This is a genomic window from Chitinophaga agri (assembly GCF_010093065.1).
Classification (GTDB): Bacteria; Bacteroidota; Bacteroidia; order Chitinophagales; family Chitinophagaceae; genus Chitinophaga; species Chitinophaga agri.
In genome coordinates this window covers 5,114,233-5,130,614 of record NZ_CP048113.1, presented here as the reverse complement: position 1 = coordinate 5,130,614, position 16,382 = coordinate 5,114,233, and the positions used below count along the sequence as shown (strand labels likewise).

General features: G+C 46.8%; 10 protein-coding genes. All 10 read right to left on the bottom strand.

What is annotated here, in order from left to right; genetic code table 11:
- Positions 1-14 precede the first annotated feature (14 nt).
- Positions 15-3,296, bottom strand: coding sequence for a SusC/RagA family TonB-linked outer membrane protein (locus GWR21_RS20420; protein WP_162333537.1), 3,282 nt, complete (start codon positions 3,294-3,296; stop codon positions 15-17).
- A gap of 90 nt (positions 3,297-3,386) precedes the next feature.
- Positions 3,387-4,388 (bottom strand): NAD(P)H-dependent glycerol-3-phosphate dehydrogenase, encoded by a 1,002-nt coding sequence (locus tag GWR21_RS20415; protein ID WP_162333536.1) that lies wholly within the window; start codon positions 4,386-4,388, stop codon positions 3,387-3,389.
- Between the two features lie 66 nt (positions 4,389-4,454).
- Positions 4,455-6,497, bottom strand: a complete 2,043-nt coding sequence (locus GWR21_RS20410; protein WP_162333535.1) for a glycoside hydrolase domain-containing protein — start codon at positions 6,495-6,497, stop codon at positions 4,455-4,457.
- Positions 6,498-6,611: 114 nt separating this feature from the next.
- Positions 6,612-6,920 carry a hypothetical protein gene (locus GWR21_RS20405; protein ID WP_162333534.1) on the bottom strand — a complete coding sequence of 103 codons (309 nt, stop codon included), beginning with the start codon at positions 6,918-6,920 and terminating at the stop codon, positions 6,612-6,614.
- A gap of 254 nt (positions 6,921-7,174) precedes the next feature.
- Positions 7,175-7,714 carry a hypothetical protein gene (locus GWR21_RS20400; RefSeq protein ID WP_162333533.1) on the bottom strand — a complete coding sequence of 180 codons (540 nt, stop codon included), beginning with the start codon at positions 7,712-7,714 and terminating at the stop codon, positions 7,175-7,177.
- Positions 7,715-7,971: 257 nt separating this feature from the next.
- Entirely contained in the window at positions 7,972-9,327 is a 1,356-nt protein-coding gene (locus tag GWR21_RS20395) for an efflux RND transporter periplasmic adaptor subunit (protein ID WP_162333532.1), read from the bottom strand.
- A 32-nt stretch (positions 9,328-9,359) separates the two neighbouring features.
- On the bottom strand, positions 9,360-10,715 hold the full coding sequence (locus GWR21_RS20390; RefSeq protein ID WP_162333531.1) for a TolC family protein: 1,356 nt from the start codon (positions 10,713-10,715) through the stop codon (positions 9,360-9,362).
- Between the two features lie 169 nt (positions 10,716-10,884).
- Positions 10,885-11,547, bottom strand: coding sequence for an ABC transporter ATP-binding protein (locus GWR21_RS20385; protein WP_162333530.1), 663 nt, complete (start codon positions 11,545-11,547; stop codon positions 10,885-10,887).
- Positions 11,548-11,550: 3 nt separating this feature from the next.
- Positions 11,551-13,962 (bottom strand): ABC transporter permease, encoded by a 2,412-nt coding sequence (locus GWR21_RS20380; protein ID WP_162333529.1) that lies wholly within the window; start codon positions 13,960-13,962, stop codon positions 11,551-11,553.
- A 22-nt stretch (positions 13,963-13,984) separates the two neighbouring features.
- The gene (locus tag GWR21_RS20375; RefSeq protein WP_162333528.1) at positions 13,985-16,327 is read right to left on the bottom strand and encodes an ABC transporter permease; all 2,343 of its coding nucleotides are present in this window, start codon (positions 16,325-16,327) and stop codon (positions 13,985-13,987) included.
- Positions 16,328-16,382 lie beyond the last annotated feature (55 nt).

The window sequence follows — 16,382 nt, the reverse complement described above, 5'->3', positions numbered from 1 at the left end:
TTTAATGGTGATCATCATAATTTGAAGCTCAGGTTCACACCGTAGCTACGGCTGCTCGGTAAGCTCATATACTCAATACCTGGCAGCGCTGTACCTCCGGAATAGGACATTACCTCCGGATCTACGTGCGGTACGTTATCCCACAGGAAGAGGTTACGGCCTACCAGCGATACGTTCATGCCTTTGATCACGCCTTTTTTAAATGATCCCGGGAAGGAATAACCGATCTGCAGTTCACGCAGCTTTACAAAAGAAGCATCGTACATCACGCCTTCTGCAATGTTACGGCCACCTGTCCAGGCACTGTGCCACTCACGTACTGCTACCTTGGTCGTGTTAACTGCAAACTTGCCGTCTGCCTGCTGTACCACACCATTACCGATCACACCGTTGCCGGCTTTGCTCATATCATAACCGTCTGCACGACCTTCCAGGGTTTCCTTTATGATGCCACCCTCGCGACCTACGGTCTGGGTGTGTGAATACAGTTTTCCGCCATGACGCACATCAAACAGGCAGCTCAGCCGGATACCTTTATAATTAAATGTGTTACCAATACCCATCAGCCAGTCAGGATTATAGTTACCCAGTCTGATCCTTTCAGTAGTAGCTACCGGACGACCATTCGCTGCAAACACCATCTGACCGGTATACTGACCTGATGCGTCATAATAAGGTCCCTCCGGATTGGTATTTTGCACACGGGCAAAGCCAATACCATACAGATCGCCCATACGCTCTCCTACCCTTGCCTCTACTGATACACTTCTGTCTGCCATCACATAGTTGCTCAGACCATCAGTCAGCTCAAGCACTTTGCTCCGGTTCATCGAGAAGTTCACATAAGCATCCCAGGAGAAGTTATTCTTCCTGACCGGAGTTACATTCAGCATCGCCTCAAAACCATTGTTACGGATAGAACCGGCATTGATCACACGGCTCTCATACCCACTGGTATTAGACAATGGGATATTCAGGATCTGATTCTTTGTATTACTCTGGTAATAGGTCAGGTCCAGGCCCACTCTGTTCTGCCAGAAACGGATGTCTGCACCAAATTCAAATGCGGAGCTGATCTCTGGTTTCAGGTTCAGGTTAGATAAACGGCTGGTTTCCCCATATACCTGGGAGGCACCAAATGGATCGCTACGGTTGAAAGTTTGTGTAAATGCAAACGGATCCGTGTCATTACCTACCTGTGCAAAGCTACCTCTCAGTTTTGCGAAGCTGATCACAGACGGTAATTTGATCATATCACTGATAATTGCACTCAGGGCCACTGAAGAATAGAAATAACCGTTCTGCTCCGTACCAAAAGCTTTCAGGTCTTCCGGCAATGTGAGTGCACTGCTCCAGTCATTACGGCCGGTTACATCCAGGAAAAGTTTGTTCTTGTAGGAGATACCACCTGATCCGTAAAAGCTGTTGATACGTTTACCAACATTGTTCTGGTTAGCTACCAGGGCAATTCTTGAGTTGGTTAAGCGATATACTCCGGGAATATTCAGCTGCCCTGCCACATCTTCGGAGAAACGGGAAGTCTGACGCATCTGGTTACCACCCAAAGTGGTATTGAAGGAGAAATTGGAATTTATTTCTTTATCTGCTGCGAACAGGAAGTCAGTGTTACGTTCTTCATTGATGATATTCACCTCACGGTACTCACCAAATGGGAAACGTTGGGTACTGAATGCTCTGCGATACTCACGACGCTCACTGCTCCAGTCAGTAGCTGTACGTACCTGCAGGTTCAGCCAGCTGGTCAGATCATATCTTAAAATAACATTCCCGATCAGGCGATCATAATATTGACCATTTGTGTTCTCATACACGGTCATATACGGGTTATCATGGTAGTTATAGTTCCAGTTGTACTGTTGCCTGTCTTCGCGGCCACGCTGCCACAAACGTTTCAGGTCACGTACGCTTACAGAAGCCGGCAGCCAGCAGTTAAACAGGTACATGATACTTTCTGTACCATAACTGATGGAAGGACGGTTATCACTTTCACTTTTAATATAGCTTACGAAAGCTTTGGCAGTGAATTTAGGGGTGAAGTGATACCCGGCTGAAAAGCTGGTTGTATTCCTTTTCAGATCAGTATTAGGGACAATGCCTGTCTGGTTCAGGTTCGTATAGCTCAGACGGAAATCGCCATGATCATTACCACCAACAAGGGCTACGTTATTGGTGAATGTACGGCCTGTCTCCAGGAAATTCTTCAGGTTATCATTATCCGGCACCCAGGCTGTCGGGGTGATGACACTACCTGCAGGCGCATTCATATCACCACCAGTATAAGGGATCGCCTGACCATTCAGGGTACGAGGAGAGTTGAACTGTGGAAAAAGCTGTCCACGGAAGGCAGGTCCCCAACCTTCGTCAGTACCATCTGCTAAACCAGCACCGCCACCATTTACAAAAGCAAAGTCACCACCGCTGGCATTACCCTGTCCATATACCTTCTGGTACTCAGGCAGCTTCAAAGCCGATTCCAGTGTCAGGTTACTATTCACCTCTACACCGATACCTTTCTGCTTGCGGCCGGATTTGGTCTTGATCATAATAACACCGTTGGCCGCACGGGAACCATACAGCGCCGCTGCCGCTGGTCCTTTCAGTACGTTCATACTTTCTATGTCATCCGGGTTAATGAAGCTGGCTCCATTACCGAAATCCACTTCAGTATTATTGCTGCCCGAACCGCCATTGATGGCATTGCTGATAGGCACACCATCCACCACGTACAGTGGCTGGTTCTTATTAAGGTCTACGGAACGCTCACCCCTGATAGATACTCTTGCAGAACCGCCGACGCCCGAAGGGCTACCAATCACGGTTACACCGGCTACTTTACCGGCCAGCTGGTTGACCACGTTAGATTCCCTGGCTACGGTCAGGTCTTCACCTTTCACTTCCTGCAGGGCATAACCTAATTTCTTACGTTCTTTTTTGATACCAAGAGCTGTGACCACTACCTCACCCAATCCACGGGTATCTGTAGCCAGTACGATATTACCCGCCCGGGAGGCACTTATCTCCTGGGTAGTAAAACCAATGCTGCTGATGACAATTATGTCGTTATTGCCAGCGGCGATAGTGAAGCTGCCGGTATTGTCTGTAATGGTTTTCTTTGATGCACCTTTCACCTGGATGGTGGCGCCGGGCAGTGGTTGCCTGTCATCCCCTGAAATTACTTTCCCACTGATAGCCTGCTGGGCCATCACACTTAAGGAAAATAAAAGGAGGAAAACGCCTGCGGATAAAGATAAAAGGCATAGACGTGCTTTACGCATAGCAGAATATAGTTTTACTGGTTGATTAAATTCTGCTGCGAAGGTTACACTACAATCTTATCTACATTTTAACAACACGTTAACAATCAGTTAAATAAATCCCTTTTCCAGGGCAAGGAAGGCTTCTCTGGGATTGAGATGCTGCCATAATATAGTATACACTGCCTGTGCCACAGGCATATAGGCGCCAACTTCCATATTCTTCTCAAACAGGCTCTTACTGGCGTAATAGCCCTCCGCGATCATATTCAGCTCTAACTGTGCCGCCTTTACAGAGTAGCCTTTACCGATCATATTACCGAAGGTACGGTTACGGCTATGTAAAGAATAGCAGGTCACCAGCAGATCACCCAGATAGGCACTGGCATTGTAATTATGCGTACCCGCTTCCGTATGATCTTTCCCGTAGACGTCCAGGAATTGCTGCATTTCCCGGAAACAGTTGGTGATATACACACTGAGGAAGTTATCCCCATATTCCAGGCCATGGGCAATACCCGCCCCCAGTGCATAAATATTCTTGAGTACCGCTGCCAGCTGCACGCCGATCACATCGCGGTTCACAATGGTCTGTAAATAACTATTGGTGAACATATCTGCGATGGACTGCGCAGCTGCCTCCTGTAACCCGGAGAAGGTCAGGTAAGAGAGTTTTTCATTGGCTACTTCCTCCGCATGACAAGGCCCTGTAATGGCATAATACTGCTCCAGCGGAAGATCAAAAATATCGGACAGGTAGTCATTGATCAGCAGGTTGCTTCCCGGCACAAGCCCTTTTACCGCATTCACCACCTTCTTGCCCTGCAGGGCTTCCGGCGATAACTGTAGCATCACATCCTCCAGGAAAGCGGAAGGTACCGCCAGCACCAATACATCACTTGCTGCTACAACCTCCTCAAGATGGCTGCTCAGCTTCACCAAATTCGTATCAAAATATACGGAGGTAAGATAGTGTCTGTTATGATGACGCAGCTGCATATACCGGATCGTATCCTCATTCCTGATCCACCAGGAGATCTGATTACCATTATCCGTTAAAATCTTGGCCAACGCTGTTGCCCAACTGCCGCTACCGATAATACCTGCTTTCACGTATCTGTCTTTTTCCGCAAAGTAAGGAATTTAGCAACTAATATTACCATATCGTTAAGTCCCCACCTATTGACGGGTAAGATCAGTGATCCACTTATTACCCTGTCCCTGTTGCTGCGCAGGCTTATCACCCGCTACTATTTCCAGTTTCCCGCCTTTAGCGATCTCTGAATGACTGATCCAGTTGCGGTCCAGCTTTTTGCCGTTCAGCCACACTTCCTGTATATATACATTCTCAGGACCGAAGTTCTTCACATGCACAGCAAATGGCTTCCTACCCGGCCATTGCCATTCTACGGACTCAAATAAAGGCACATTCAGGTAATATACCGGCGTACCAATACACGCCGGGAAAATGCCGGTTGATACCAGTACAAACCAGGAAGACATGGTACCCGCATCATCATCCATCGTTCTGACATAGGCTTTCGGCTGGTTCTTATAGATCAGATCAATCTCTGAACCAATACCACGGCTATTATCATTAAAATAATGCTGCACCATGGTATCTACAGCGATCTTGTGGATAAGGGCCTGCGATTTCCACGGCTGACCAGTAACGTTATACATAAATGGGGCCTGCAGGTCAGGCTGGTTAGCATGACAATAGTAATCATTATCAAAAAACTCGTCCAGCTGCGATACATAAGCCTCCTCTCCGCCACATAATTCCATCAGTCCTTTCAGATCAAATGGCACAAACCAGCGGTACTGCCAGATCGTACCCTGATAAAGTCCTCTTGCCTGCATACGGTCTACATCACGCTTAGTCAGGTCCTGGAAGTCTTTTAGCCAGTATTTCTTATAGTCTGCTGCCTGCTGCTTATACTGATCGCCATGTGCCTTGTCTTTCTGTGCGTAATAGATCTCCGACAATGCCCAGGCGTCATAGGAAGACTCTAACGCCTTATCAGGATGCGCGTAATCCAGTCCTTGTATCTCCCTGACAACCGAATCTGAAATAGCATTAAAATCCAGCTTATAGTCCTTTTTAAGTGCATCCAGCAATACCACTACCGCATGTTCTGTCCTCACAGTAATAGAGGGTTCATGCAGGGTAGCATAGTCCTTCTTGCCATGTTTATACAGTCCGGCAATGGAGTTCGTCATGTCCTGATATTCGGTTGGAAAGGCGATTGATAACAATGGCAACTGTGTGCGGTAATTGTCCCAGATAGCCCAGCCATTATATATTTTGCTGCTGGTATGTTGTAACGTTCCATCGGTCGCAGCATAAGCACCATCTGGTTCTGACACAACATAGGGCGACTGAACAGACCTGTAAAACAGTGAATAGAAAAGTTTTTCCCTTTCCGGATCACCCTTTACCTTGATATGTCCCAGCATATCATTCCACTCCTTTGCACTTTTATTCTTTACAACATCAAAAGCTTCTTTGGTAACAGCCGCTTTCGCATAAGCTGTTCCTACGGATGACAGGCCCACTCTCAGCCCCAGGTTACTATCAGTCATATTCACCACCAGCTGATGTGCAGTAGTAGCGGTCCATGTTACCGGACGATCCGCTTCCACATAATAGTAGATCCTGTAGATACCAGCACTGCAGGTAGTCCGGGATTCTACCCAGCCACTGACCGCATTGCCTTCAATGGTATGTTCTTCTGCCACAAAACGTCCTACGTGTGCATATGCGAGATCAAGCAGCAGACCTTTCTTTCCTTCAGGAAAACTATACTGATGTAAACCGCCATTTTTATATACAGTAAACGAGGCTTTGATACCATTGGTAAATCCTACATGGTAATAACCAGGAGAGGCCTGTTCCTCATATTTCATCAGATCTGCTTTCACAGGCCCATCTCCCAGGAACGGGCGTATGAGCAGATTACCTCCGCATCCCTGGCAGCCGACGCCCTCCATACGGTTATGGGTAAACCCGAGAAACTCTTTGGCGTAATATTCATATCCCGTATGGGTATTGGGATAGGTCTCCGGGCCAATGCTTAACATGCTGAAAGGATAGGATGCTGCGGGAGACATTTGCCCATTGTCCCCGGAAGAACCCAGGAACACATTCACCTGACTGGATGGCTGAGCGACTGCGGTGATCGATAGCAGACTCAGTAGATATATTAGCGACTTTTTCATACAAAAGCCCTAAATATATGGCACACGGCCCACAAATAACAGTTAACTGTTACGTGTGGGCCGTTAAATATTTATTACCGGTAAATATCAGTAACCGCATACTGCGGCACATATTTACTCTGCTGTTTTAGTGATTGCTTCTGCCTTTGCCGGTTTAGGCACTTTAGCGGTTTTAACCGGTTTCGCCTTCTTCACAGCACCTTTCGCAGCTTTCTTCTTCACCAGGCTTTTCTTCTTAGGCTTGTCCAGGCCTTTACTCAGCAGCTTTGCAGCCTTTCTGATCCTGTTCCTGAATTTTGTTTCTCCTAACTCAGTTTTCAGGTCTACCAGCAGGAGGTCTAATTTTTTCTCTATAGTGTCGCGGGCATCTTTACGGGATGATTTGGCAGGTTTGGCGGGCTTCGCAGTATCTGTACTTGACATAACTTATAAGTCGTTAAATGATGTGATAACATAAATTTAATGTTAAATTAACACTGGACAATGTTAAGTTTTTTATCACCCTTATAATGATATGAAATACAAATAGATACACCTCTACAAGCAGTAGTAGAAGTACTACCTTTTACTGCTATTTCACGCCACTGTTTGCGTTGTTTTAGAAACACCTGTATGCTTATTTATATAGAGGTCTCTATCCCATGCAGGCTATTCTGGCATAGGCCCGGTTCCCCTCATTAGTTAAGGAGCAATTCCTTCACAGTTTCCTTCCCCGGCAGGTCTGCAGCCACCACGATAACACGCCCCCCTGCTGGTAACGATGCTGCTTTATAATACCAGTCTACACCATTCCTGCCCAATACAGCCGGACCGCCTTCAGTAACAACGCCATCAGTATCGAGTACCTGTACCTTTACCTCGGCTACCCTGAATTCATCCTTAGCCGTCACCACTATGTCGGTATCTTCCAGGCGGATATTCTGCACTTCAGGAGAGCGGTACGCATCTTTCACAGCCATGTTATAGGCATTCTGTCCCGGACCTGCCAGCGAGGCGTAATACGCCTTTATCTGCGGATCGTTCATCATGTCTCTCGCCAGATCTGCCGCTATGCGCATCTTATGCCTGGCTTCCAGCTGTTTCTGTGTTGGTTTTTTATTAGAAGGGCGGCGCTTCTTCGCCATAATGATCTGCCCGTTCCGTTCGTAGATCGTGATTTGTTTCCCGATGGAGCCCCGCACCAGTTGCAGGAGAATATTGTCTTTAACAATGGCCATAATAGTTGCTTTTGAGGTATACTCCTAAGGTACAACTAGTCTTTTGAAATCGGTCAGGTCTTCATACAAATTGCGTACTTATACGTTATTTGTATATCACTTTATTATCCTGGAGATATTGAAGTGATATATAAGTGACCTGAAAGTAACATTATAAATACGGGAGCTGACCGATAGCAGATACTAAACAAAAAGAGGGCGTACCAATTGCTTGATACGCCCTCTTCGGCTTATTATAATAAACTATCTTTTTCGGCTTACTTACCTGTTCCTTCGAACAGTTCTTTCTTAGGTACAACCTTCACTTTTTTACCCTGCTCCAGATCTTTAGATACTGCAGAGTAAGGTGCACTGATCACTGTCTCACCTTTCTTCAGTCCTGAGAGGATCTCAATATTTGCATCATCCTGCACACCAGTAGTAACAGTTACCGCACGTACTGTCTTGTCTTCCTGGAGTACAAAAACAACCTCTTTCTGGTTCTTACCGCTTTCTTTTTCTGCTGCCAGGTCTTCTTTCCGGGCACCCACCGCTTTTGTCGTATCGACAATATCGCGGGTGGTAACGGCATTAATAGGCACTGCCAGTACATTGTTCTTCCTGCGGGTCTGGATGTCCACGCTGGCGCTCATACCCGGACGGAAAGGGAAGTTTTTGGGATGTGTCGGATCTATGAGGTCCGCATAGCTTTCAGGCAGGATACGGATGTGTACAATGTAGCTGGTTACCTGCTCCGCAGAAGAGGTGGTGGTAGCAGTAGCAGTTGCCGCACCTTTACTGGAGCTGGCAATCTGGGTAACGATACCTTTGAACTTACGATCGCTGTAGGCATCTACCTCTACAACAGCAGTATCGTTATATTTTACACGGGGGATGTCGTTCTCACCTACATCCACCTGTACTTCCATAATGTTCAGGTCAGCAATACGCATGATCTCTGTACCGCTCATCTGTCCGGTACCTACCACACGCTCACCTTTTTTAACAGGTAACAGGGACACGACACCGTCCATCGGGGCGACGATAGTTGTACGTTTCAGGTTGGTATTCGCTTCAGTCAGTCCTGCATTGGCGCTTTGTACGGCAAAACGGTTACTGTTCACCTGTTCTGCCGCGGCGTTATAGTCAGCCAGTGCGGAGCGGTAAGTAGCTTCCGCTGTTTCAAACTCACTACGGGACACTACTTTCTGTGCCAGCAGTTCCTTGTTACGGTCGTAGGCAGCTTTACTTTGTTCCAGTTTGGCTTTAAAGGCGTTGAGAGAGGCGGCAGTATTTGCCAGCTGTGCACGGGCCTGACTGAGGGAGGCAGTGGCCTTATCACGTACGGAACCATATATATCGGCATAGATGCGTACCAATACCTGGCCTTTTTTAACAGAGTCACCTTCCAGTACTGGGAGGTCTACAATTTCACCGGATACGTCGGAGCTTACCTTTACTTCTGTCTCCGGGTAGATCTTGCCACTGGCAGAGACCACCTCAATAATATTTTTATCGGCTGCTTTGTCCACAGCGACTTTGATGCTGTCATCCTTGTTGGCTTTGCTCAAGGCTATAATAGCAATGAGCACAACAATGATCCCCAGGATCCAAAAAAGAGTCTTTCTCTTCATAAAACGGCGTTATTTCAAAAGGAGGGGAGCTATTACAGCGTGATCTTCTGATCTCTGTAAAACTCCAGTAGTTTCATTCTAAATATGAAATCGTATTGCGCTGACACCTTATCTATCTGCGCTCTAAACAGGTTTGTCTGGGTAGTAATATAGTCAATAGTATTCATTAATCCCAGGTTATACCGTTTGGTCGCAAAATCATACGCACGCTGGGAGGCCTCTACGCCTTTCGAAGAAGCGGAGAATTTCTGAATAGCGGCTACCGCATTGGCATGGGCAGTATAGATATCCTGGCGCAGTTTCTGGAGGTCCTGTGCGGTTGTCAGCTCCTGATTTTCAATATTCAGCTTTGCGCGGTTAACAGCGGTACGCTGCTGCCATGCATTGAGAATAGGAATATTCAGTGTCAATCCTGCGGACTGGCGGAAGTTGTTACTGAACTGATCGCCGAACCGGATGGTCTTTCCTGTCCCGTCTTTCGCTACGTCAGTATAACTGGTGTTCAAGCTACCATTGGCAGCCAGGGAAGGATATAACAGGCCTTTCTGTGCGGCATAGGCACGTTGCATGGACTGTTCCTTCAGTTTATCGCCTTTGATCAGGGGATTAGTTGTCTGCGCTGCGCTGAATACCATTTCAGGATCTACTTCATCCAGTCTGGGTACGGGTAACTGAGATATATTCTCCGGTACCTGTGGCACATAAGACTGATCAAAGCCCAGGTTCAGTAACGCCTTCATCTGAAGCGTAGAAAGGATCACCTGGTTCTGTGCAGAGACCAGGGTCACACTGTCACTGGCCAGTTTTGTTTCCAGGTCAGCCTGATTACTTTCGGGAACAGAACCGGCAATTACCAGCTTTTTGGTATTCTCCAGCTGTGAAGTGGTCAGTTTAACCTGTAACTCACTGACGTGTACCTGCTCAATGTTCATGAGTATCTGCAGGAAAGTACTGGCGATATTAAAAGAGACATCGTTCTTTACCTTTTCCAGGAAGCGGATCTGTGCCTGCGTTTCATAGTTATTGGCAGCAATGTTATTGCGTTTATAGAACCAGTTGAAGATATCAACATTCGCATTCAGACCTCCACCGAGGTTGAAATACGACTGGGTAACAAACACGTTGGTATACGGGTCAATGTTACGACCGGAACCTATTGTGGCCTGTACGCCACCGTTTAATGTTGGGATCTGCGACAGCTGGCTTTGTCTGAGTGTCAGTGCTGCATAGCGTTTCTGTACATCCTGCTGCTTGATAGATATGTTATTTTGAAGCGCATATTCTACGGAGCGTTGCAGTGTCCAGGTATCCTGCGCTTTCAGGGCGACAGCGTTAGCAAACAATAAGCACAGTGCCAGGAGACATCCCGGGATCTTGGATAATTTCATGACCTTCCAAAAATATAATAATTGTGATGATAACATAAATAAATTCTTTAAGAACGGTGTAAAAATGCTATAGATACACAATTCCCGACATCAGGTCACTTACAACAGCATGCACCGGCGTGTATCTGCTTGATAAGATTACCTAATGTCGGGAATTGCCAGCCAGAACTTATGCGATCTTACCGTCCCGGATCTGTATGATCCTGTGACCGTAAGTGGCATTCACTTCGGAATGGGTTACCTGTACTATTGTAATCTTGTCTTTTTCATTCAGCTGTTTGAACAGTTCCATAATTTCCTTCGCCTGATCGGAATGCAGGTTACCGGTGGGCTCGTCCGCCAGGATGACTTTAGGTTCTCCTACGAGGGCACGTGCTATACCCACCAGCTGTTGCTGTCCACCAGACAATTGATTTGGGAAAAGGTCTTTTTTGGCTACTATATTGAAACGGTCCAGGATATCGGCCACACGGCTCTTTCGTTCTGCGGCAGGAACATTTTTATATAGCAGTGGTGTCTCAATGTTCTCATAAACGGTCAGTTCGTCAATCAGGTGATAAGCCTGGAATACGAACCCTATCGCTCCCCGGTGCAATTGTGTTCTCTTCTTTTCATTCATTTTATGCACCAACTCACCGTCAAACAGGTATTCTCCCTGGGAAGGCTCCTCCAGCAATCCCATGATATGCAGGAGGGTCGATTTGCCGGAACCGGAAGGCCCCATAATGGATACAAACTCTCCATCGAAGATCCGGAGATCAATATCTTTTAATATTTCATTCTTACCAAATCCTACGGGATAATGTTTGGAGATATGTCTTAATTGTATCATTGGTTATTCTGTTTTTAGCGATTTAACGGGATTCATTAATGCGGCCTTCACGGATTGGAAACTTATCGTGACAAAGGCGATCACTACCGCAGCAACACCTGCCAGCACGAACACCCACCATTGCACATTCACATGATAGGCAAAGTCCTGTAACCAGGCATGCATCATGTACCAGGCCACCGGAGTGGCGATGAGGATGGCCATTATCACCAGTTTCAGGAAATCCCTGGCTATCAGGGCCACTATGCCCGACACGGAAGCGCCTAGTACCTTGCGGATACCTATTTCTTTATTACGTTGTGTGATGACCAGTACTGCTATGGCAAAAAGCCCCATACAGGAGATGACAATAGCGATCACGGCGCCACTGACAATGATCTTAGCCAGCCGGGCTTCCGATCTGTACATTCTGTCTACATTTTCATCCAGGAAAGAGGCTTCAAACACACCTTCAGGGTCAATGGTACGCCAGGCCTTCTGTACCCGATCCATTGCCAGCGGCAGATCGGCCGGCACTACCCTTACAAAAATATACATTGGTTTCATTCCCGGAACAAGCTCCATCGTCATCGGACCGGATTCTTCTTTCAGCGAACGGAAGTTAAAATCTTTCACCACGCCCACCACGTGCATCTTCCTGATCACATCCATTTCCACCCCTATAGGGTCTTTCTCGGCCAGCTGTTTCGCCATCAGCTCATTGATGATCACAGCACTGGAATCAGTGGCAAAGGCACGGGAGAAATCGCGGCCAGCGACCAGCTCAAGTCCTAATGTCTGAAGATAATCATAATCCACCATCGTCCAGTTCGTCTTCACATTCCGGTCTTTATAATCAAATCCGTAGGTAGCTGCATTCCTTCCGCCATCCAGGCCATCGCCGAAATTGGTATTAGACCCACTGATAGCTATAATATGCGGATCTCCTGCCAGGGCTGCTCTCAGTCTGGCCAGCGCATGCACCTCCGGACGCAGATTAGGAGTTACCGGAATACTGATCACCTCATGCTCATTATAACCCAGTGGTTTCGACCGCAGATAGGTTAGCTGCTGCCACAGAATGACCGTACAACTGATCAGCAGTACGGCTATTGAAAACTGTACAACGATCAGGGCATTCCTGAATATATTCTTCCTGCCCAGATTCAGTTTACCTTTCAGCACCTCCAGCATTTTAAACCTGGAGATCATCCAGGCAGGATATCCGCCGGCCAGTAGCGTCACCAGCAGGAACCCTGCTATAATACCCGCCAGGATACGGATATCTCCGAATACAGCTGACATGCTGAAATGATACCTGAATAACTCATTGAAGGATGGTAGCAGAAAGGAAGCCAGGACAACACCTGCAAACAACGAGATACTACACAGTATAAATGCCTCTCCCCAGAACTGGGCAATGAGCTGCCCTTTTTGTGCACCCATTGCCTTGCGCATACCGATCTCTCCGGCCCGCGTAAATGACCGTCCTATAGAGAGATTGATAAAGTTACCTGCGGCGATGATCACGATCATGATAGCAATGATCACCATCATCCAGGGATAAAACTTACTGATACCAGCCCATCCGCCACGATTATCAAAATGAATGTCTTTCAGCGGAATAAGGCCATACCTTAGTAAAAGACCGTCCTTTCCCGGCTGCACGCCATTCTTCTTCATACTTTCCAGCTTCTCTGACATATATTTTACGGGGAGCGCCTGCATCTGTTTCAATACTCCCGGCACGGCTGCATGTTCCTGTAACTGCACAAAGGTGTAATAAGAACTGTAAGACCAGGAACTTTCATTACCGTACCATTCCAACAGGGAGGAAAAGTTTACCAACACCTCAAAATAAATACTTGAGTTCTTAGGTACATTGGCCATCACCCCTCCGACAGTATAGCTTTTCATTAACTGTCCGATCTTCACTTCAATGATCTTGTTTAATGGATCTGCCGTACCAAAGATATTTTTAGCTGTTTCTTCGGAGATCAGTACCTGATCTCTGTTCCTCAATGCGTCTATATTCCCTCTCAGCAAAGGGAAAGTGAACATGCGCAGAAAAGACGTATCTGCAAATCCGATGATGCCGGATATAGTCTTCCCATTATAGCTGATACCTCTTTTACTGGACTGATAACGGGTTACCTGCCCAACGCCAGGACATTCATGCTTTAAAGCTGCCATCAGTGGTGCAGGGTGATTGGCCCCCACTGCTATTTTACCATTTGGCAGGCCCTCTTCCATGTACAGCTCATATAGCGAAGATCTGTTCACATGGAACTGATCATAAGACCACTCATGATAAGCGGCAATACCCAGCAGCAACGCGACGCAGATAGCGACTGCCATTCCGCCGATATTGATAAAACTGAAGACCTTATTGTGCTTCAGGTTCCTCCATGCTATCTTGATATAGTTTCTGAACATCACTTGCAGGATTTAAAATGTTTTATTCTGATCTCAATGCTTTAACAGGATTCATCAACGCAGCTCTGACTGATTGTATACTCACTGTCAGCAGGGCGATCATAACCGCTGCTATACCTGCTGATGCATACATCCACCACTCCAGGGAGATACGGTAAGTATACAAATGCAACCATTGCAGCATGATATAGGAGGCTACCGGAGAAGCGATCATTATTGCTATTAATACCGGTTTCAGGAAGTCCTTTGATAACAGCATCGTTACCTGTGCCACACCAGCGCCCATCACCTTGCGTATTCCTATCTCCTTCTTTCTGCGGGCAGCGGCAAATACTGATAGTCCGAGTAATCCCATACAGCTGATCAGAATAGCGAGTCCTGCAAATATGTTGATCAGTGTACCCAGTAATTTCTCAGATGCATACTTCTGCTCATAAGCCTGATCAACGAAAGTATATTCGAAAGGAAAATCAGGGTTCAGCTTATGATAGGCTTTTTCCAGGCGGGCCATTCCTTCACTGACAGATAAATGAGGATTTAACTTAAAAGTGATCGAACCTCTCCAGCCAGGATTGTAAGGTATCACCATTGCGCTGGTAGGCACATACGCCATCTCCCATACAAAATCCTTTGCAACGCCAGTGATCGTCCTGGTCTGACCATTCAATACTATTTGCTGCCCTACCACTGGTTCCCTGAGATGCATGACCTTCACTGCGGCCTCGTTCAATAGTATGGACAGCGAGTCACCGGCCGACTGAAAGTCACGTCCTTCCTTTATTTGTACACCAAACGTAGCGGCGAAGTTTTCTGTAGCGGTAAGGATACCAAATGTTGTATTCTCCTCTCCCGGCAATTGCCCGGGCCATTTCAGTCCCCATACCGAACCTCCTACCTCCGCAATGGAAGACATCATCACACTGCCATTGACAGCAGCGCCAGTTGCGGTCGCTTCCTGCCGGAACGTATTATAATCATCATATACTTTTCCTTCCAGCTCTACGTTCACTAATCCTTTCGGATCGTATCCAAGCGGACGGCTACGGATAAAATCGAGTTGCCGGTAAATAACTATCGTGACCAGTATTAATATAATAGCCAGACTGAACTGGAATACAACGAGTGTTTGTCTTGATATGAAACTCCCTTTGATCTCAACTAACCCGCCTTTCAGCACTTTGACAGGCCTAAAGGAAGACAATACAAAGGCAGGATAACTGCCTGAGATAATACCTGTCACAATAGCCAGTCCTACTACAGCGATCCAGAAGTAAGCCGGTGCAAGAGACAACTTTAAGGCACTGTTTGCAAGCGCATTGAAGCCAGGCAACACGAGCCACATGCATCCGACTGACAGGATGAGCGAGATAAAGACGACCAGCATGGACTCCGACATAAACTGTCCGATCAACATGTGCCTGTCGGCCCCAACAGACTTCCTGACGCCTACTTCCTTTGCCCTGCGCTCACTCTGGGCGGTACTCAGGTTGATAAAATTCACACAGGCGATCAGCAGAATACCCAGTGCCAGTAAACCAAATAAGCGCACAGAAGCAATCTCCCCTCCTACTACTTTCCCCTCCTTCATCTTTCCATATAACTTCCACTGGCTCATAGGATGGATAGTCAAAAAAGATGTCTCGGCTACAATACCATTCTGTTTATGAAGAATGTCTCTCACCTTACGGGAGACCACCGCAGGATCAGCGGTTGGTAGCAGTTGTACATATGTCTGCAGACTAAAATTTCCCCATTGATTCTCTTTCACCCACGGCATGATCACTTCACAGAATGACCAGCTTAACAGGTATGAGAACCGTATACTGGAATTTGCAGGAGGGTCTTTTACAACACCTTCTACGACCAGCGGATGCGCCATGTCGAGAGTAACGATCTGTCCTATTGGCTCTGCATCTCCAAATAGCTTACGCGCAGTACTTTCCGTTAATACAATGACATTGGGATCTTTCAGCTTGCGTTGCCCCTTAATGAGCGGGAAGGTGAATACATCCAGGAAGTTAGGATCAACATTAGGTCCTGCCAGCTTTAAAGACTTATCTCCCGCCTTCAGTAAGTGAGAGACAGTATAGGTAGAACGGACTACCGCCTTGATCTCAGGAATATTCTTCTGCAGATAACCAGCCAATGGCACAGGTGTATTCCGGCTACCTTCAGCACCTGTACGCATCAGATAAATATCCCGTCGCTGCTTGTGAAAGCTGTCATAACTGAACTGAAACAATACGTATAATAACAGCGTAAAACTCACGGTCATACCTACTGTCAGACCAGCGATATTAATGGCGGAAAATGTGCGGTTGCGCCACAAATTCCTCCAGGCTATCTTTATATAACTCTCTACCATAGTAACATTTTAAAGCGTGTAAGAAATAATGGGCTGGTAGATACCTGCCCATGAC